Annotated in this window: 18 protein-coding genes; 4 read left to right on the top strand and 14 right to left on the bottom strand. The window is 57.8% G+C overall.

Annotated features, from left to right (window positions below; genetic code table 11):
- Positions 1-336 precede the first annotated feature (336 nt).
- The 4 genes from glnA (at position 337) to ntrC (ending at position 5,209) form a co-directional block, all read left to right on the top strand.
- Positions 337-1,740: a glutamate--ammonia ligase gene (gene glnA, locus QZ534_RS07730; RefSeq protein ID WP_296933363.1), complete on the top strand. Its 1,404-nt coding sequence runs from the start codon at positions 337-339 to the stop codon at positions 1,738-1,740.
- Positions 1,741-1,913: 173 nt separating this feature from the next.
- Positions 1,914-2,438 carry a DUF4124 domain-containing protein gene (locus tag QZ534_RS07725; protein ID WP_296933361.1) on the top strand — a complete coding sequence of 175 codons (525 nt, stop codon included), beginning with the start codon at positions 1,914-1,916 and terminating at the stop codon, positions 2,436-2,438.
- A 252-nt stretch (positions 2,439-2,690) separates the two neighbouring features.
- Positions 2,691-3,785 (top strand): nitrogen regulation protein NR(II), encoded by a 1,095-nt coding sequence (gene glnL, locus QZ534_RS07720; protein WP_296933470.1) that lies wholly within the window; start codon positions 2,691-2,693, stop codon positions 3,783-3,785.
- A complete protein-coding gene (gene ntrC / locus QZ534_RS07715; RefSeq protein WP_296933359.1) occupies positions 3,782-5,209 on the top strand; it encodes a nitrogen regulation protein NR(I) in 1,428 nt (475 codons plus the stop codon). Before glnL ends, ntrC begins: the two co-directional genes overlap by 4 nt.
- A gap of 61 nt (positions 5,210-5,270) precedes the next feature.
- On the opposite strand, the gene QZ534_RS07710 is transcribed toward ntrC, so the two are convergent.
- The 14 genes from QZ534_RS07710 to QZ534_RS07645 all read right to left on the bottom strand — a co-directional run bounded on the left by QZ534_RS07710 (position 5,271) and on the right by QZ534_RS07645 (position 19,894).
- Positions 5,271-8,933 carry a DUF6701 domain-containing protein gene (locus QZ534_RS07710; RefSeq protein WP_296933357.1) on the bottom strand — a complete coding sequence of 1,221 codons (3,663 nt, stop codon included), beginning with the start codon at positions 8,931-8,933 and terminating at the stop codon, positions 5,271-5,273.
- Positions 8,930-9,325, bottom strand: coding sequence for a hypothetical protein (locus tag QZ534_RS07705; protein ID WP_296933356.1), 396 nt, complete (start codon positions 9,323-9,325; stop codon positions 8,930-8,932). The genes QZ534_RS07710 and QZ534_RS07705 overlap by 4 nt, the downstream gene beginning before the upstream one ends.
- Before the next feature lie 7 nt (positions 9,326-9,332).
- Positions 9,333-10,118: a type II secretion system protein gene (locus QZ534_RS07700; protein ID WP_296933354.1), complete on the bottom strand. Its 786-nt coding sequence runs from the start codon at positions 10,116-10,118 to the stop codon at positions 9,333-9,335.
- Positions 10,118-10,609: a type II secretion system protein gene (locus QZ534_RS07695; RefSeq protein ID WP_296933353.1), complete on the bottom strand. Its 492-nt coding sequence runs from the start codon at positions 10,607-10,609 to the stop codon at positions 10,118-10,120. The genes QZ534_RS07700 and QZ534_RS07695 overlap by 1 nt, the downstream gene beginning before the upstream one ends.
- Entirely contained in the window at positions 10,606-11,064 is a 459-nt protein-coding gene (locus QZ534_RS07690; RefSeq protein WP_296933351.1) for a type II secretion system protein, read from the bottom strand. The genes QZ534_RS07695 and QZ534_RS07690 overlap by 4 nt, the downstream gene beginning before the upstream one ends.
- 153 nt (positions 11,065-11,217) lie before the next feature.
- Positions 11,218-11,703, bottom strand: a complete 486-nt coding sequence (locus tag QZ534_RS07685) for a prepilin-type N-terminal cleavage/methylation domain-containing protein (protein WP_296933349.1) — start codon at positions 11,701-11,703, stop codon at positions 11,218-11,220.
- 42 nt (positions 11,704-11,745) lie between these two features.
- Positions 11,746-12,255: a type II secretion system protein gene (locus tag QZ534_RS07680; protein ID WP_296933347.1), complete on the bottom strand. Its 510-nt coding sequence runs from the start codon at positions 12,253-12,255 to the stop codon at positions 11,746-11,748.
- A gap of 37 nt (positions 12,256-12,292) precedes the next feature.
- On the bottom strand, positions 12,293-12,832 hold the full coding sequence (locus QZ534_RS07675; RefSeq protein ID WP_296933345.1) for a hypothetical protein: 540 nt from the start codon (positions 12,830-12,832) through the stop codon (positions 12,293-12,295).
- A 39-nt stretch (positions 12,833-12,871) separates the two neighbouring features.
- Complete coding sequence (locus tag QZ534_RS07670) at positions 12,872-14,101, bottom strand: type II secretion system F family protein (RefSeq protein WP_296933343.1); 1,230 nt, start codon at positions 14,099-14,101, stop codon at positions 12,872-12,874.
- A complete protein-coding gene (locus tag QZ534_RS07665) occupies positions 14,101-15,870 on the bottom strand; it encodes a GspE/PulE family protein (protein ID WP_296933341.1) in 1,770 nt (589 codons plus the stop codon). Before QZ534_RS07665 ends, QZ534_RS07670 begins: the two co-directional genes overlap by 1 nt.
- The gene (locus tag QZ534_RS07660; protein ID WP_296933340.1) at positions 15,870-17,024 is read right to left on the bottom strand and encodes an MSHA biogenesis protein MshN; all 1,155 of its coding nucleotides are present in this window, start codon (positions 17,022-17,024) and stop codon (positions 15,870-15,872) included. The genes QZ534_RS07665 and QZ534_RS07660 overlap by 1 nt, the downstream gene beginning before the upstream one ends.
- Positions 17,021-17,860: an AAA family ATPase gene (locus QZ534_RS07655; RefSeq protein ID WP_296933338.1), complete on the bottom strand. Its 840-nt coding sequence runs from the start codon at positions 17,858-17,860 to the stop codon at positions 17,021-17,023. The genes QZ534_RS07660 and QZ534_RS07655 overlap by 4 nt, the downstream gene beginning before the upstream one ends.
- A 1-nt stretch (position 17,861) precedes the next feature.
- Positions 17,862-19,571: a pilus (MSHA type) biogenesis protein MshL gene (gene mshL / locus QZ534_RS07650; protein WP_296933336.1), complete on the bottom strand. Its 1,710-nt coding sequence runs from the start codon at positions 19,569-19,571 to the stop codon at positions 17,862-17,864.
- A gap of 17 nt (positions 19,572-19,588) precedes the next feature.
- Entirely contained in the window at positions 19,589-19,894 is a 306-nt protein-coding gene (locus QZ534_RS07645) for a hypothetical protein (RefSeq protein WP_296933334.1), read from the bottom strand.
- Positions 19,895-19,899 lie beyond the last annotated feature (5 nt).

The raw sequence follows: 19,899 nt of genomic DNA, 5'->3' as shown, positions 1-19,899 counted from the left end.
CTATTCTCTACAGGGAGCAACCGCACCCAATTGGGGCGCAAAACCAATAATTGCACCAACACAGTGCACCAATTAAGTGCAGGTTTTCAGTCCAGAGCAACTGATTTACTTATTATGTGCCCCAAACCCTTGCAGTTGCGCCGTTCTGGAGCACGCCCTAAAAATTGGCAAGCGCCTTGCTTTATCGAAATCAGCCGAAATTTGCAGGTAAGTCGCAACGGCATTTGCTAAGCTGCGCGAACCTGAGATACAGATCGGAACCCGTTAACCCGGGCGATCCGGCGCCACGAACATGAATACAGCCGCCTGTGCGGTATAACTTACGGAGCATGCACAATGTCCAAGACAGTTGATTTGATCAAAGAACACGAAGTCAAATGGGTCGACTTGCGCTTCACTGACAGTCGCGGTAAAGAGCAGCACGTTACACTGCCTGCCACCGAAGTAGATGAAGACTTTTTCACCGATGGCAAGATGTTTGACGGCTCCTCTATCGCGGGCTGGAAGGGTATCAACGAATCCGACATGATCCTGATGCCGGACGACGAGACTTCTGTACTCGATCCGTTCACCGAAGAGACCACCGTGAATATCACCTGCAACATTGTAGAGCCTTCTACCATGCAGGGTTATGAGCGTGACCCGCGTTCCGTGGCCCGTCGCGCCGAGGAATACCTCAAGTCCACCGGCATCGCCGACGGCGCTCTGTTTGGCCCGGAGCCGGAGTTCTTCGTGTTTGACTCCGTAAAGTGGAACGTAGACATGCAGGGTGCGATGTACCACATCCACTCTGAGGAAGCTGCCTGGGTTTCCGGCGAAGATTTCGACCGCAACAACATTGGTCACCGCCCGGGTGTTAAAGGTGGTTACTTCCCGGTTCCGCCGGTTGACAGCCTCCACGACCTGCGTGGCGCCATGTGTGCCGCCATGGAATCCATGGGCCTGGAAATCGAAGTACACCACCATGAAGTGGGCACCGCTGGCCAGTGTGAAATCGGCGTTGGCGCCAACACGCTGACCAAGAAGGCTGACGAAGTTCAGATCCTCAAGTACTGCGTGCACAACGTTGCTCATGCCTACGGCAAGACGGCCACTTTCATGCCCAAGCCGGTGGTTGGCGATAACGGTTCGGGCATGCACGTTCACATGTCCCTGAGCAAAGACGGCAAAAACCTGTTCGCCGGTGACAGCTACGCGGGCCTGAGCGAAGCCGCTCTGTACTACATTGGCGGTGTTATCAAGCACGCCAAGGCCATCAACGCCTTCACCAACAGCTCAACCAACTCTTACAAGCGTCTGGTTCCGGGCTTCGAAGCACCGGTTATGCTGGCCTACTCTGCCCGTAACCGCTCTGCCTCTATCCGTATCCCGTACGTGAACAGCCCGAAAGCGCGTCGTATCGAAGTTCGCTTCCCTGACCCGTCCGCCAACCCGTACCTGGCGTTCGCAGCTCTGATGATGGCTGGCCTCGACGGTATCCAGAACAAGATCCACCCGGGCGATGCCATGGACAAGGATCTGTACGACCTGCCGAAGGAAGAAGCCCTGAGCATTCCGACTGTGGCCGAGACTCTGTCCGAAGCCCTGGACTGCCTGGAAGCAGATCACGAGTTCCTGACTCGCGGCGGCGTGTTCACCGAAGACATGATCGCGGGCTACGTCGATCTGAAGCGCGGTGAAGTCGAGAAGCTGAACATGACCACTCACCCGATCGAGTTCGATCTGTACTACTCCTGCTAAAACCTCACCTTAGAGGAAACGCAGACAAGCCCCGCCATCGTGCGGGGCTTTTTTGTGAGCCGAAGCACAGTGCCTGCAGCCCTTAACGATATGTAACCAACAACCGGGCTCCAGGCGTTGAAAAGAGCCCGGGCGCCGCAGATAATCGGGGAAACCCAATAACAGGTGAGCTTATGAATCCAAAGTCTGGATTGGTTACCGGCCTTCTGTTTTTTATGGTGGCTCCGGTATCTGCCGAGGTCTACCGCAATGTCGACTCCTACGGCAACGTCACCTACTCAGACGAGCCTAGCGAAGGCTCCGAGACTGTAGAGGTCAAGCCGGTCACGACCATCACACTGCCCAAGCCGGAGGTGGTTCAGGAAACCGAAAAACTGCGTGAAGAGGTGCAGAGAGAGGGCGCCGCTTACGACAGTGTTTCTTTTGCCTATCCGGATAACAACCAGGCCTTCCACAGCGGCAGCGGCGACGTTCAGTTCGAGGTACGCAGCACCCCCGGCCTCCAGCCAGGCCACAAATACGAAGTGACACTGGACGGCCAGCCGGTGGGACAAAGCACCTCCGGCTCGATCACCGTCAACAACGTCTTCCGTGGAACCCACGAAGCCCGCGTCCATATCGTGGATGAAAACGGGGTTCAGGTGAAAACCGGCTCACCGATCACCTTCACCGTTCACCGCCCCTCTGTCGCAAACTGATCTCACCCAGAACTAATCGCACTATTTTGGTGCGGCCGCACCAGAAAAAAGCCATACTCTGATCAGCAACGGGGCGAATTTTCCGGGCTGATCAGAAGCGTTTCCCCGATTTGCACCAGCTTACGGCACTTTTCAGCGCTGATACGCCCTTCTGCCCGCACTTTGCCCACTCATTCATGAAGCTGGCCCAAAGTGGTTCGCTTTTTGCAAAACTCCGGAAGTCACACTATGTCGAACCAACGGGATTCACGCATGGCACTGCCTTCGGCCAATCAAACCGGATACAAGAGCATCCTGGACAGCCTCACCACGGCCGTCCTGGTACTCGAAGATAATCTGACCATCCGGTACCTCAACCCGGCAGCCGAAAGCCTGTTCGAAACCAGCATGACCCGTAGCCAGGGCCAACCCTTCCAGGACATTCTGGTCGAGTCCGAGGATGCCCTGAAAACGCTTTTTGCCGCCGTTCGCAATGGGCAATCCTACACCCGCAGAGAGGCCGAGTTTCTTCTCACCAGCGGCTCCCGACTTACGGTGGATTATTCCGTAACGCCCATCAGCCTGGAACCGACGGAACTGCTGATCGAAATCCAGCCCAGAGACAGGCTGATGCGGATCAGCCGTGAGGAAGACATTATTTCCCAGCAGGAGACCACCCGCATTCTGGTCCGGGGCATGGCCCACGAGATCAAGAACCCGCTCGGCGGCATCCGGGGCGCGGCGCAGCTTCTTGATAGGGAACTCAACAGTGAAGACCAGCGAGAATATACCCGGGTCATCATCGACGAAGCAGATCGGCTTAGAAGCCTTGTGGACCGGATGCTGGGCCCGAACAAGGCATTGAAGCTGGCGCCCACCAACATCCATGAAATCCTCGAACGAGTGGGCACCCTGCTTGAGGCGGAAAGCAAGGGACGACTGAATTTCGAGCGAGATTACGACCCTAGCATTCCCGAGTTCAAGGGCGACAAGGAGCAACTGATCCAGGCGTTCCTCAATATTGCCCGGAATGCCATGGAAGCGGCCTTCGAAAACCAGGCGAGCCACAGTTCCGACGAGCCGCCAACCATTACCTTCCGTACCCGCACTCTGCGTCAGTTCACGATTGGCAACCGACGCCACAGGCTCGTGTGCCGGGTCGACGTTATCGACAACGGCCCCGGCATTCCGCCGGAGCTGGTGCAGAACATTTTCTATCCGATGATCAGTGGCCGTGCCAGTGGCACCGGTCTGGGCCTTTCCATTACCCAGAGCATCATCGGCCAACACCGCGGACTGGTTGAATGCGAGAGCGAACCAGGCCGAACCGACTTCATCATCTTCCTGCCTCTGGAGGACACCCCATGAGCCAACCGGCGAACGTCTGGATCATAGACGACGACCGCAGTATTCGCTGGGTGCTGGAGCGCGCCCTTAACCAGGCCGGTATGCAGCCCCGAGTTTTTGACAGTGGTGAAAGCATCATGATGCGGCTGGAGCACGAACAGCCGGATGCCATCGTAAGCGATATCCGGATGCCGGGGGTCGACGGCATTACCCTGCTTTCCCAGATCGTGGACGTTCACCCGGACGTGCCCGTCATCATCATGACCGCGCACTCGGACCTCGAGAGTGCGGTCACCAGTTACCAGACCGGTGCCTTCGAATACCTCCCCAAACCCTTCGATGTGGATGACGCGGTCGCGCTGGTCAAACGGGCCGTTGCCCACAGCCACGAGAAGCGTGCCAGTGGTGAACCCCAGGCCGAGATGGCCCAGCGCAACGCCGAGATCATCGGTGAAGCACCGGCCATGCAAGAGGTCTTTCGGGCGATTGGCCGGCTTTCCCACTCCAACATTACGGTTCTGATCAACGGCGAGAGCGGCACGGGCAAGGAGCTGGTAGCGCAGGCGCTGCATAACCACAGCCCCAGGGCTAGCCATCCGTTCATCGCCCTGAATATGGCAGCGATTCCCAAAGACCTGATTGAATCCGAGTTGTTTGGCCACGAAAAAGGCGCCTTTACCGGCGCCGGCGCCGCAAGGCAGGGCCGTTTCGAGCAGGCCAACGGCGGCACACTGTTCCTCGATGAAATCGGTGATATGCCCGCCGACACCCAGACCCGACTGTTACGAGTTCTCGCCGATGGGGAGTTCTACCGGGTGGGCGGCACCACACCCATCAAGGTGGACGTGCGCATCATCGCAGCAACTCACCAGGATCTGGAAAAGCTGGTGCAGGGCGGCACCTTCCGGGAAGACCTGTTCCACCGCCTGAACGTTATTCGCGTGCATTTGCCCAAGCTCGCCGAACGCCGGGAAGACATTCCAAGGCTGATGCAGCATTTCCTGAAACGAGCGGCCAAAGAGCTGGCCGTCGAGCCCAAGATCCTGCGCGAAGAGGCCGAAGAATACCTCACCACCCTGCCCTGGCCGGGCAATGTCCGCCAGTTGGAAAACACATGTCGCTGGCTGACCGTAATGGCCAGCGGCCGCGAGATCCACATTGATGACCTGCCGCCGGAGCTATTGCACCAGGCAGAGGCGCCAACCACCGGCACAACCTGGCAGGAAGGCCTGAAAAACTGGGCCGAACAGGAACTCAAACGGGGCAAGAAGGGCATTCTCGATACGGCAGTGCCCGAGTTCGAGAAAATCATGATCGAAACAGCCTTGAAGCACACCGGTGGCCGTCGACGGGATGCCTCGATTCTGCTGGGTTGGGGTCGAAATACGCTGACCCGGAAGATCAATGAACTGGGGATGGACCATCCGGAACACGAGGAAGACTGACGATTGGCGAACCGCCGGGGTTCGTTGATGTTTTGGGGCAGGACTCGCGTCCTGCCCTTTTTTATCGTTCCTGCCAGTAGATCACACGGTCGTGGCCGCGATAGACGCCGAACGTTGCCAGGGCACTGGGGTTATCCAGAGTACCGTCACCGTCATCGTCCTCTTCAAACCAGACAGGAATATCCCAAACAAGGGTATCTGTGCCTTGCGTACCTTTTGGTCGCAGGGTGAGCGGACCACCGATACCTCCGGCGAGTGTGCCGGCTCCCGAGACCAGGGAATGGTGCACCTCAGGATCCGATATTGATGTAGTCGCCCAGGCGGAGCAACTATCATCCTGATTTGTCACCATACGAGTCCCATTCCAGAATTCGGCTCTGAAAGGAATTGAGAGGGCCGCTACATTCTCCGGACCATAGACGTTTTCCATGCGCCAGGCGCCATACCGGAGCTCCAAAGGAGCCGTCGGGTTCACGGGGACGGGCATTGACGATGCCGATACATTGTCGGAATCCCGCACCGAATCCACTGACACGGTCAGATCCGGGGTGAACGGAGCAACTCGCGACGAGGTGGTTTTTTGGTACCGGATTTGATCTGCTGTTGAAAAGGCATAGGACACCACGCCAGGTGCGGCGACTGAAACCAGGCCCGCCTCAATTGATGACGTTATCGGGTAGTCTGCACCCGTGCTATCTGTGGCGCTGTTGTCTTTGACAGGGCTGCTGCGAAGGACGGAACCCGGGGAAAGCTTCATGAAACCGCTCTCGGTGTAATTCCGGGCAGTGTAGGTTCCGGGGCCTTTTGCCTCGATCAATAATTCCGGAGGGATCAGCCAGCCGGTAGGCTGACCTGCATAAAGAAAAGGCGTGCCTGCGTCGCAGAAAGGATCCAGCTCTCCCGACAGAACGGTAATCTCGAACCGATCCGGCACAAAACGTCCCACGTTCCCGGAAACACCGTTAAAACCGGGTGCCACGCCCAGATACGATGGATTGGTGGCAATCAATTCCAGAATGCCCACCTCATTCCAGCTCAGATCGCTGATAGTTGCAGTTCCGGCACTGAAAGATTTACCAGACACCTGCAGGGATCCTGACAAAGTGCCGCTCTGACCACCGACTGGCTGGATTAGATTGTGAGTCAGCTCGGCCCCCTGTGGCGAACCTTCCTGCCCGTAGCTGATGAGGGCATTTCCAGCAGCTCCCAATGCGGAAAAGCCCAGCTCGAATGTTTCTCCTGCTGCCCTGAAAACATCTCCGGAGGCATTGTTAGCCGCAGGATTACCCGTGACAACAAGAGAGAATCGATCGGGTCTGACCGTCCACAGGCCTCCGACTCCAGACACAGGCAGCGGGCCTCCGGATGCATCGACCAAGGTCCCGGAGGTGTCGTCCAAAAGGTTCAGTCGATACTGGCCGACATCGCTGGTTAAAAGTGAAAAGCCCGCGGTACCGTTACTAAACGCAAGTGCAACGTTGTCAGTGGCGGGCCTTGAATCCCCAGGCACCCCAGCACCCCCGCTGCTTTGGATCTCTGGTGCAGCCCCGCCGGGATCATCGCCTGTTCGTGAGAGCCATGCTTTAAGATCAATCACACCATCATAATCGGTTACCAGGCCACATTCGCCGGTGGTCTGGTCCCTGCGAACCGCCCGGACCAAAAAGTCGTGATTCCTTTCGGCCACGATATCGAGGTTATTGGTATCGTTGGACTCAATGACAAAGGCATTTTCAAGAAACTGGACCGGCCCGGAACGACCACCTCGACCACTTGCCAGATCCTCCGCCAGCACCGTCAGTTCATCTGCGGACGCGCTTTCCAGAAGCAAAGACACCGTCCCGTTATCTGCGCTGGAGAACCTGTAGGCCACCCGGCCGTCATTATCCGTATCTGGACTTGGCATGAGGGTCCCCGAGGGGGGATCTGTCAGTTGCGCAGAGCTGCCGCCCCAGTTCCCACTGCCAGAACTGGTACTCAGAGAGACAGTACCTTCATACCCTGTGATCAGATCGCCACGCTGGTCCAGAGCCCTCACAACTACTTCGGCTCCCTCACAGACACTGGCGGTTGCCGGCACTAAAACCTCAAGACGATCGAACTGATTAAAGCCACAAGGACGGACACGCTGGTAAAGTTGCTTGATGCCCTCTGTGTCGAAGGCGGCACTGAATACTGCGACCTCATCAATCCGCCCATCGAAATAACGTCCCTGGAAAAACTGATCCTGGCCAATGTGGAGAGGATCATTATTGGTCATCAGGTTTCCGCTTCGGCTGGCCGAGCCTGATTCAACGCCGTCCACATAGATGGCCTGGCGCCCACTCTCGTAGACAACAGCAATATGGTACCAGCGGTTTTCAGACAGGTTGGCGCCGCTTGTGGTAAACGAATAGGTGCCACCATTGTCGGTTCGCCACCACCAATAGATCTCACGGCTGGAATTGATGTGAAACTCGAAGTTCTCGTCTTTGGAGACGATAGTCCGGATACCAGAGCGTGGGAAACTGGCCGGGTTGATCCAGGCACTAATGGTCAGCGGCCCTGAAAGATCCAGTGCAGGCGAGTCACCGACCTCGATATAGTGATTGCTGGCTGCGTCAAAGCTCGCGTAGCCACAGGTTCCCGGAGTTCCGGGACGCGCTGGCGTCTGGGTCGCAAAATTCGGCGGACCAAAAGCGCGTCCATTCAAACCATTCCCGGATGAATCAATTACCTCGGAGGGGGAACCACTCCAGGGGCCATTATCGAGATGCCAGTCCGCAACAGGTGCAGGGAGTATGGTACCCACCCCGATCTGGGATCTGAAAACGCCATAGCGATCTCCAGAGTTATCAAGGGCCGATGTCAGTTCCAGAAAGAACTGGCGTTGCTCCCGGCTTCCAGACTGCAATGTTAGCACCGTAATGGTCGCCTGATCCTGACCTGCTGGAATTGTTACAGCCCCAGAGCGAGCGCTGTAGTCAGTGCCAGCCGTTGCCGAGCTATCCCGGGTCTGATAGCCGATCGATACATCCCTGTCGGCGGCAGTATTAAGAGTAATACTGAAACTCGCAGTCTGTCCCTGAAACACCGTCACATTTCCAAGACTTATGTCAGGCCCGGGAATCACCCCCTCATTGGTATCCCCTTCAGTATCCTTCCCACCAGAGGCACCGGAACTCATGCTCCAGGTTCCCGTGCCATCGGGGAGCCTACGGGCGTACTTGCCACTTTCCCCTCCCACAAGAGGCAAGTCGGTATCAAAGGGCAGGTCTTCAGGACTGGAGGAGCATGAGGCATCCTCTGAACCAGAAACCGTGTTACCAACCTGAATGTAATCAATGGTGTTGCCCGCTGCGTCTGAAAGCCTTGCGTCCATGCCCGCCAGATTTATGTCCGTGTCACCGAGCGCATTGCCGCCCATGATCAGCCAAGGTGAATCGCGACGATCCGCCAACGAGAGAGACCGCGTGTCGCTGCAGGAAATCGTGGGCTTGTTCTTGCCATCGGTTGAACAGAACTGAAGCCGCCAGGACGAGTAATCAGATGGCTCTATACTGGATGAAAGCAACTTGATCTCGATAAATCCGTCCTGTTCCGAAATCTCGTTGATGGTCGCCAGACCCGCAAACGCAGAACAGGCGGCATACGCCAGTTGCGGCACCATTAACAAAAGCACCAGGCCAGCAAGCGAAGCTAGGCGCTCCACACCACAAACAAGAATTCCGTGGCTCTTTGTCATCGGACTTTCACCTCCACCACCCGCTCCGCACGATCAATACCGGCACCGCATTGGCCGGTACTGGTCAGGGTAAAGATTTCCTCCATCGGAGCACTTCCATTCAGCTCTGCTGAGACTGACTCGCATGTCAGAACAGCGCGGCAACCGGAAAGGCCGCTGACCGAGAAAATTTTAGGCGAGGTGACCGAGCCGCAAGCACCCCCGTCGAGGGCCTCCCGCACTGCAACCTGTGCACCACTCTCGGCAGCAAACAGGGCCCGTTGAGACTGGATTTGCAGGCTCGTGGCCTCGCCGGAGCCCTGTTGCAGCTGAGCCATGACAACGACAAGCAGAGCCAGAACAGTGATTACGAAAAGCGCTACTGGCAGGCCAGCGCCAGATTGTCTGTTCAAGAGGTTGTCAGGGCACATTACGAATCTGGACCTCCTGACTGACGCTCGTTACTTCCCCTGATTCCGGGCTGGTCAGCTCGAAGCTGAAAGACACCACCCCATTTCTCTGTAGCGAAGGAGAAACAACTTCGAAACGCAGAGAATCGGCCACCAGTTCGGCTGCAAGCACTTCTCTGCGAGGCATCCCGGGGGGTAAGGCCGAAGCGATTGATGATTGAATCCCGTAATCGCGGTAACGGAACAAAAACCTGCCTTGCTGGCAAAAGGTTCTCGGCTCATCAATGATGAAGAATTTGCGCTCTGGAGATTGGGTAGAAAAGCGGTGGTTAGCTCCGCCATCAAACGTCACTGTTACCGGAGAGGCACCGCTTGGCAATGTTGCAGGAGGTGATACAGGGCCGGGACTGCCGGTTGAATAAAGATTGCTGCCATAGCTGTACACAACTACACGACCGTTGGCACTGTTGCCGCCAGCCAGAGGAACCGCTTCAAACGAATCCGGGTTGGCCCCCTTCGGCAGATTCAGATAGTTCGACACCGCAACCACTGGAATCCATTCAAGGCAGGAACCAGTACTGTTCACCCGGATGGACCCGGGCAACGCCTCGCGCAGCGCCCGGCTGATTTGTTCGCTGATAACAACAGCAGAGAAAGACCTCAGCTGTCGAGACCCGACATCGACCGCCCCCTGGGTAGACAATGCCACAAAGCGCACAGAGATCGTTGCTACAATGGCAAGCAGGACGATCACCATAACCAGCTCGACCAGAGTAAAGCCCCTGCTTGCGCCCATCAGAAGTTCGCCCTGTACGCAGAAAAAACAAACTGACTATCAGCCGGCGCCGAGACGGTCAGGTCTATACGTTTGGCCTGTGAGACGGGCAACCCCACTTCATCCCCGGCACAAACCACTGTCACGGCGACTGAAAAACCAGAATAGCCAGACAAAACCGACAGGGCACTGGCAGGCGGTGAATCGTTCAGCCCGTCATAATCGTCTACATCATCAAACGTTGATCGCGTTTCTGATCCTTCAGGTCCGATCGAGCAACCACCGTTATACCGTGGAACCCCACCCTGGGGCGTCTGATCATCGTATTTCTGGGTAATAATTTCGTCCATGTAAAGCTGTGCCAGCGCGACCGCCCGGGTCTCATTGAGCGGATCGGCACTTCGGCCACTGATCAAAGCAAAGGCCCCGACAACCCCGGCAATGGCGACACTGATAATAACGATGGTAATCACCAGCTCCACCAGCGTTGCGCCCCGGGAACGCCGGTTCATGACTGGCAGCCTCCACGGTAAACAGCGCCGAGGGAGCTTATACATGTCTGATAGGTGCTGTCGCCGGTGAAAGTTAAGCCAACGTTGCTACCGCTGGATATGGTTCCTTCCTTGGTGAACGTGAGGGTCAGTGGGAGGGCGACACCACCAAGGCTGGTGCCAGCACGCTCAACACTGAAGGTACGGGCATTGCCGGTGCCCGCCCCAACTGTAAACAGAAAGTTATCGGAGGTTTGTTCGACAGTCACCGTTCCAGCGGAATTTCCCGCCAACGCTGCCTGCTGGGCAAGCAGCGTGGCGGAGGCAAGTTGCTGGGTGGCCAGCAAAGGGGAAAAGGCCGAGCGGCTGGCGAACAGGCCAATGCCCAGAGCGGAGAGGACTCCGATCAGGATGATGACCATCACCAGCTCAACGAGGGTGAAACCCGATTGACTCGGGGCCTTCTTGATTCTCATGCCCCCTCCAGAACTACCCAATGTAGGTCGGGTTAGCGAAGCGTAACCCGACATAAGCATCGTTCAAGCCCGATCGTCGGATTACGCTTCGCTAATCCGACCTACTGAACTAACCCAGTACGCTATGCTGACCTTAGGCTTCTAAATGCTATATCAGCAGCCGTTTGTATTCGAAGCCGTAACGGTTCCCGTGTTCTCAGCGTAAGTGAAGTTACAGTTAGCCACAGCGGCCCCATTCCCATTATCTGCAGAGATTAGAATGGTGCGGTTTGGTTCGGTTCCTGAGGGAGCAGCAAGAATGAAGTCATCGGCGATTTGCGCTGCATCATCAATTCCACCCGCCGCTGCCTCGGGATAGGCATTGGCCATGTTTATAGTATCGCCATCCAACGCCAACGTTGCTCCGTCACTGTCATCACAAGTGGCTCTTGCGAGACATGCTGAGTGCGCAATGCCAGCTGCAGATTTGACAGCTCCAATCGCACCATTCAGTGCCGAAGTGCGAGCCTCAGACCCCAAATCCGCAAACCGCGGCAGAGCAAACGCCGCCAGAATCCCCAGAATTACAATTACCATGACCAATTCAATCAGGGTGAAGCCTTTTTCTTTTCTTGCCGCAATGGCTGTCATCGCTTTCATGGTCGTACTCCGTTTTTATCGCCAGTTGGTTTTTTAGGTTTATCAGTTAATGGTTGTGGTTATCTCGCCAGTGTCGGCATCATACGCAATGGTGCTGCCCTGGCTGTCTGCTTGATAGGTGAATACGCAGTCTCCGCTGCTGATCGATATTGCGTATTCAGGATTGGTGCCGCTTACAGTCGGCGCATTGGATTGCAGAACACCAAGCCAGACCTCTTCACATTTGGTGCCATCCATCGTGGTACTGGTATTATCTGAACCAACGGAAGTCGGCCAGCCGTCATCACTGACATCCACATTGTCGTTGCCAAAGCCCACCACATTCGTTTCTGCCGCAGTGAAGCCGTTGGATACCCACTGGGTTTTTGCCAGGGCAACGCCCGCAGCCAGGGCGCCCGCAGTTGCCCGAATGCTGGACTGATGCGCCTGCTCTGACAGCTGGGCGAATCGTGGCAGAGCGAAGGCGGCAAGAATTGCCAGGATGGCAATGACGACCACCAGCTCAATGAGGGTGAAACCCTGCTGTTTTTTCGTTCTCGTATCCCGCTTCATAGCGTCGACCTCTTTACGGTTTCATTCGTCCGTCTCGTCAGCGTTGCGCATCCTGCGTTTGCGCTGCTTCTTCTGTCAACGACACCGGGGCCAGTTTCAACCCCGTCAGCCGTTCTTCCTGCTCCCGCGTGCCATTCCCGTTGCGGTCTGCAAATTCGTTTGTCACTGCCCAGGCCAGAGGCTGCTGATTGGCTTGCCGACCATCTATGGTTATTGGCTGCCCCGGTTTATAAATTAACCAGCCTTTGGGCCCGTATTCTGTTTCTTTTTGTTCGCCAACCCGGAAACACCAGGTAGCAGGTGCCTGCTCTTCACCCTGGCATTGCCCTGCGTAATTGCCCCACTGGTGTTCCAGCAGCTCAAAGGGGTTGATGCCCCTATGTTCCGCAAGGCGCCCTCCACGGCTCAGCATCACTTCCGCGCCTTTGATCACCAGGGCGGATCTCAGCTGGCTGATCACCATGTTGGCGGCCCGTTCTTCGGCATTTTGGCTTTCTCGTTCCAGCACGCCCAGCAGAAACCACCAGAGCACTCCAAGGACCGACAACACCACCGCAAAGCGGAACCTGCGTGACATCGCCAGTCCGCTGGCGTCTGAAATACGTGCCGCCGGCACTCAGCTCCGCCCCATGGCGGCGGCCCCCAGATCCCAGATCGGGAGGAATACACCCAGCGCAAGAATCAACACCAGAATGCCCATGGCCACAATCAGTATCGGTTCAATCGACTCCGCCAGTCGCTTGAGTCCGTAGTCCACATCCTCATCGTAAAAATCCGCGACATTGTTGAGCATGTCGTCCACGGAACCGGTTTCCTCGCCCACCGCAATCATCTGCAGAATCAGCGGGGTGAACATTTCGCTGTGCCTGGCTGTTCTAAGCAGAGTCTCCCCTCGCTCGATACCGCCTCGCATACCCTTGATGTGGGTCGAGATCCAGGCATTATCCGTGGTGTCCGCCACGACGGTTAACGCCGTTGTTACGGGCATGCCGGCGGACAGCATGGTAGCGAAGTTTCTCGCAAACCGGCTGAGCGTGATCAATTCCAGCAACGGTCCGATAATCGGCAATCTGAGCTTGTAACGATCCCAGGTCAGTCGGCCCTGTTCCGTCTGTTTCCATTGCCGCAGCAAGAGTCCGCCAGCGGCTACCGCAAACAGCATCACGTACCAGTAGGCCAGCAGGAAGTTGGAGGTTCCAACCAACACCTGGGTCAGGAACGGCAGGTCCGCCCCCAGCTTGTTGAACACCGATGCGAATTTCGGGATAACCAGAAAGTTCACAACCATCAGCGCCGATAACAGGGCAATGATCACGAACATCGGGTAACGCATGGCCTGCTTGAGGCGCCGTTTGGTGTCACGCTCCAGCTCGAGGATCTCCGATAGCCGCCGGAAGGCGTCGTCCAGCATCCCGGTGTTCTCGCCCACGTGGATCATGGCGATGAACAGCTCCGAGAAAACCTTCGGGTGCGCCTGCATGGCCGTCGCCATGGTTGTGCCACCCTCCAGCCGGGTGGTTACATCCTCAAGTACTTCTGCCAGCATCGGCGAGCGGGTAGTTTCCGCAAGGCCTCGCATGGTTCGAATCAGGGGGATACCCGCCTTGGTCAGCGCATGCATCTGGCGACAGAACACAATCAGCTCATCGAGGGTGACCTTCTTGCGGAAGATCGGCAGGCGGTTCAGTCGATCAACAACCGAATCAGTCTCCTCCACCTCCCGGATGGAGAGCGGGGTAATGCCCCGGCGCATCAGCTCAGTGGCAGCCGCATCGGCATTCGGGGCGCCCAGCAAACCCTGCTGAACGCTGCCACGACCATCCTTGCCACGGTAACTGAACTGCATCAGGCACCTCCCCCAACAGGCTCATCTGGCAAAGGAATCTCGTCGTCCGGCGAGAAATCACCTTCGGATGTGGCTGCCACCCGGGCCACTTCCTCCAGCGTGGTGGTGCCCTGTAACGCAAAATCCATGGCGCACTGGCCCAACGGCCGATACAAAGGGCTCAGGCGTGCCGCTTTGGTGAACTCCGAGACATCCTGGCGCCGCAGAGCATCCAGCATGGCCTCATTCATTTCCAGCATTTCGTAAACGCCAATCCGGCCCTTGTAGCCAGTGTTGCTGCATTGGTAACAACCCCGGCCATGCACGAACCCGGCTTCCATATCCAGTGGATCCAGATCAAAGCTGCGCAGCCACACCATTTCCTGTTCCGTCGGTGTGTAGGCCTCGGCACAGTTATCGCAGACCCGCCTTACCAGGCGCTGGGCAACCACGCCGAGCAGCGAGCTGGCCACAAGAAAAGGTTCGGCGCCCATATCAATCAGGCGCATGGCGCTGCTGATGGAGTCGTTGGTGTGCAGGGTGGAAAGCACGAGGTGACCAGTCATCGCCGCCCGCAGACCGATTTCCACGGTCTCGCGATCCCGCATCTCGCCCACCAGGATCACGTCGGGATCCTGACGCAGGGCGGCCCGAAGTACATTGGCGAATTCCAGACCGATTTTTGGGTTCACCTGCACCTGGGTAATCCGGGGCAGGCGGTATTCCACCGGATCCTCGGCGGTGATGATCTTCACTTCCGGGCGATTGAGTTCGGTCAGGGCGCCATAGAGCGTGGTGGTTTTACCGCTACCTGTGGGGCCGGTCACCAGTATCATCCCGTGGGGTTTCTTGATCATCCGGCGGAACCGCTCCAGCAGCTGTGCCGGCATCCCGGTGCCGTCGAGGTTCAACATGCCCTGGCTCTGATCCAGCAGTCGCATCACCACGGATTCACCATATTGAACGGGCATGGTGGACACCCGCACGTCGATACTGCGACCCTTGACCCGGACGTTGAAGCGCCCGTCCTGAGGCATCCGCTTCTCGGAGATATTCAGGCCGGCCATGAGCTTCAGGCGCAGGACCAGCGCGGCATTGACCCGCTTCTCCTTCATCACCTGTTCCTGGAGCACACCATCCACCCGCTGCCGGATGCGAACCACAGTCTCGTCCGGCTCGATGTGGATGTCCGAACTGCGCGCCTGAACGGCATCCTCGAACAGCGTTTGCAACAGCTTGACCACCGGCGCCTCGGCGCTTTCGGATTCCGCGGACAGGTCCGCCAGGTCAAAGGCATCGTCGCCCAGTTCGTCTTCCAGCTCTTCCGCCAGTGAGGCAATTTCATCGGTACGCCGGTAGACCAGATCCAGGGTGCTGAGCAGTTCGCTCTCACGCACCACGGCCTGTTTGATGGGCTGCTTGAGAATGCGTACCAGCTCGTCGTAGGCAAAGATATCCAGGGGATCCGCCATCCCCACCAGCAATTCGCCGCCATGCTCCGCCAGCACGATACTGCGGAAACGTCGGGCCATCGCCTCCGGTAGTTTTTTCACGAGCTCGTTGTTGAACTGGTAGTGACGCAGCTGAACGAAGGGGACATCCAGCTGACGGGACAGGATATTGAGGAGGCTGTCCTCGTCCACATAGCCGAGATCCGTCAGTGTCTTGCCAAGTTTGCGTCCGGTGCTTTTCTGCTCACGCAGGGCGGTCATCAGCTGCTGTTCAGTGATGACATCGTTCTGGACCAGCAGGTCGCCTAACCGGACTTTCTTTTTTGGCTCTGTCGTCATCATCCCGCCTGCAACGCCTTCAGTCGTTCACGAACATAATCCGCCAGGGACGGCGAAAGCCCGGGCAACTGTGCGGCCTGGCTGTATGCCCGAACCGCGCTATTGATCTCTCCGCCCGTCTCCAGAGCAATCGCCAGGCCCACCCACCAGGCAGCGCGGCTGTCGTCCTCAGCAATCAGGGCCGACCAGTGCCGGGCCGCGTCGGAATCGCGGCCTGCCTGCTGCAGCAGGGTCGCCAGGGTTACCCGATACTCCACGTTCTGTTTTACAGCAGGCACATCGCTCTCAAGGGTTGCCAGTGCTTCTGTCAGTCCGCCCTTGGCATGAAGCGCCCTGGCTCTGAGCAGGCGCAGCCCCGCATCGCTGTCGATCACCGATTCTGGAAGCCACGCCAATGCCCGGTCCGGCATTTCCTGCACCAGCATCTGACGGGCAAAGACTTCCCGGCTGGCTATCGCAACCTGGCTGGCTGTCAGTTCCTGCAACCTTTGCTCGGCTGCCCGGGTTTCGCCGCTTCGGAGTAACGACGACAACTCCCGGCTGACTCGACGGTCGATGGCTTCGGGCGTCTCACGTACTTGCTTCACCGGCGGCGTTGGCGCCTCTGTTTCCAAGGCAGGCTTGTTTTCTGCCACCACCGACTTACTTACGACGGGTTCCGGCTCGGAGGCCTCCGCTCTCACCGGTTCGGGCGTTGGCTCCGGCTCACGTACCTTGGCCGCTTCCCGGACCACTGCCTGAGCTTTTGGTTCGGACGGGGCCGCCACATTGGGTTCGGGGACTGGTGGCGGTTCGCTGACCGGCTCATTCTCGACCGGAGATGCCACTGGCACCTCCGAGACTTGATTGACGTCCGCCGGTTGCGAATGAACCGGGACGTTTCCGCTCTCGGCATTCCCACTGACGTTCGACTCTGAAACGGTTTCAGACGCAAGCGCGGTGCTTTCCTGGGCCCGCATTCCGTCACCACTGTCATGAGTTATGAACCAGAAGCCAGCAGCGCCAACCAAGCCCGCAGCCAAGAGTAATACGACTGCCCAGAGCCCGGAACGCGGGCGGCCTCGCGATTGTGACTGCCCTGTATAGGCAGCAGCCACCTCCGGTCGGTTCTGACGCTGTTCTGCCGCCCGCAGGGCATCGTTCAGGAGGCTCATAACCACCTCCCGATCAGGCCTGGCATGCGGGCGCTCTCGGTGTCGCGAATGGCCTGAATAGCGTGGCCCCGCTCAATAAGACGATCGCCCCTGCCCCAGGCCGCCAGCATGGATTTATGGGCAAGAATATTAACCAGCCTCGGGATACCACCGGAGGCCCGGCTAATCAGCCGAAGCGCGCTCGGAGCAAAAAGATCGGCGCCGTTATAGCCGGCCTGGGCCAGGCGATGACGCAGATACTGGGCTACGGAGTTTCGGTCCAGCGGAGCAAGGCGATAATGGAACGTGATGCGCTGGTTCAGTTGGCGCAGGCTCTGCTTCCGGAGTAATACATCCAGCTCCGGCTGACCAAACAGCACCACCTGTAGCAGCCGGACGCTCTCGGTCTCCAGGTTGGTGAGCAGGCGCAGCGCCTCGATGGTTTCCTCCGGCATGGCCTGGGCCTCGTCGATAACCAGGACAACCGGCTTCTGCTCCATGGCGCGGGCGATCAGTTTTTCGTTGATGGCCTTGAGAACCTGGTGGGCATTGCCGCAGCCAGACAGTTCCACACCCAGCTCTTCAGCCACCGCTTCATAAAGGGTATCCGGGGTAAGTTGGGGATTGGGAATATAGGCCGTGTGCGCAATTGGCTCGAGTTCATTGAGCAACAGCCGGCACAACAGGGTTTTGCCTGTGCCCACCTCTCCGGAGATCTTGATGAAGCCCTCCCGCTCTTTCAGAGCCACCAGCAACAGTTCCAGGGCATCACCATGGCTGGGCGCCCGCAGAAAATAGCGGGTGTTGGGCGTCAATGCGAACGGTGCTTCCTGCAGTCCGAAATGGGCTTCGTACATGCTATCGAACGGCTTTCTCCGGCTCCGGGGTAACGGATTCAGATGATTGCAGCAGCTCACGCAACACATTCATGCGCTCACGGCTGGCAGACACATCCGCGTTCATCTCGGGCGCTCCGGCGACAACCGGACGCAGAAGGATGACCAGCTCGCTCTTGCGGGACTGGAACCGCCGCTGCTTGAACAGTTCGCCCACCAGCGGGATCTCGCTGAAGAAAGGAACGGCTGAATTGTTGTCCTCACTGGAGTTCTGGATCAGACCACCGATGACCACGATCTGTCCGCTTTCGGCACGGATCACGCTGTCGGTTTCACGAACGGTGCTGCTGGCCAGAGGCAGCGTGACGTCACGCTCGCCGATGGTGATCACCTTTTCCTGATCGGTCACCTCACTGACCGAGGGATGCACGTGCAGGGTGATCACGCCGCTTTCGGAAATCTGGGGCGTTACATCCAGCGAAATGCCGGAAAAAAACGGGGTCAGCTCCACCGAGGTAGACGTTGAGTCCGTGGCCGTCACGGCGGAGTTGTTGTCATCAAAATCAATGTCGGTCACAAAGAACTCATCGGTACCGACTTTGATCACGGCTTTCTGATTGTTCACCGTTGAGATGCGGGGGCTGGAAAGAATCTGCACGTTGCCCTGCTTACCGAGCAGCTCGATCAGCCCGGTAAAGTCGCCGGCACGGACACTGGCAGAGAACAGACCACCGATATCGGAGGTCTGAATAACCTGGCCGGCCAACGCCTGAGCGGTGAAGTCTTCGGGCAGACCATCGGAGGCGGTAATACTGGATGCACTCTGGATATCGGACCAGTTGATGCCCTGCTGGTAGCCTTCGTTAAGCGCGATCTCCAGAATCTTCGCTTCCAGGATCACCTGGCGCTGCATAATCAGCTCAGTGCGGCGCAGATACTCCTCAACCATGCGCAGATCCTCGGAACCGGCCCGGACCATCACCAGTCCCGCCCCCGGATTAACAATCACCTGTTGGCCATCACCACCACCGACAATCATGCTCAGGGCGCTCTGGATGTCCTGCCAGAAATCCGACGCTGTTTCTGTGGAAATGGTGGTTCCCACCAGATTGCGGGTCTCGCCGGAGCCGGTGCTGTCGCCATTATTGTTGTTACCGGAACTACCACTTCGGGCGCCGGTCACCTGGCCGGAACTTACCCTGGTCTCCGAGCCGCCCTTGCGCTTGAAATGCAGGTAGTCAATGGGGAACATCCGCGTCTGGATCTGGTCCGCCTGTACCCGGAACAAACGGCCATTGCGGCGGATATCCAGGCCATACAGGTCACCGGCGATATCCATTACTTCCGGGACGGTGACGTCCCCCAGCCGGAGATCGACACTGGTGGTGACATCAGGATGAACCACAACGTTATAGCGGGTTCCCTCCACCAGCGATTCGAAGAAGCTTGCGGCAGGCACGCCCCTGGCATTGACGTCAAATCGCTCGTCCAGATCCGCACCGCCGGACAGTGGCGGCAGCAATGCGGCGCTTACGTCGGCAGGCAAGGCCGCTGAAGGCTCGGCCGATTTGGACGCTGCCGGCTCTGGTTGCGTAGCCTCCTCGAGGCTTTGGTCGATGGCATCCGCGGCATCGGTTGAGGTAGCTGTCGCCGAGCGCATCAACGGGTTGTTACTGCAGGCCGCCAACATCAGGCCAATAGCCAGTGCACCGGTTGTTCTGATCGTTGTCATGAGTATCCGATTATCTGTCATTGAGTTCCCCGAACCTGCGGAAGTCTCTCCAGGTACAACACCCGTTCGCGGCCGTTATCCGTTACCAGAACCCGATCGGCAAAAATCCGGATAACCCGCACGCTGTTAAAACCCTGGCCTTCCCTGAGGGCCTCACCTTCGATAACGGCGACACGCCTGTCCTTGCTGAAAAGAATGGAATCCAGAGCAAGAGACCGCTCTGGGACCGATTTGGCCACTGCTGCCTGCGGGCCTGGTGGACGGGTCGGATCCTGCAGCGCATGGGCCGTACCCACCACCAACGACTGCGCGCCGATTGCCACGCAAA

This window comes from uncultured Marinobacter sp. (assembly GCF_913055835.1).
Taxonomy (GTDB): Bacteria; Pseudomonadota; Gammaproteobacteria; order Pseudomonadales; family Oleiphilaceae; genus Marinobacter.
This window is presented reverse-complemented; position numbering and strand designations above follow the sequence as displayed.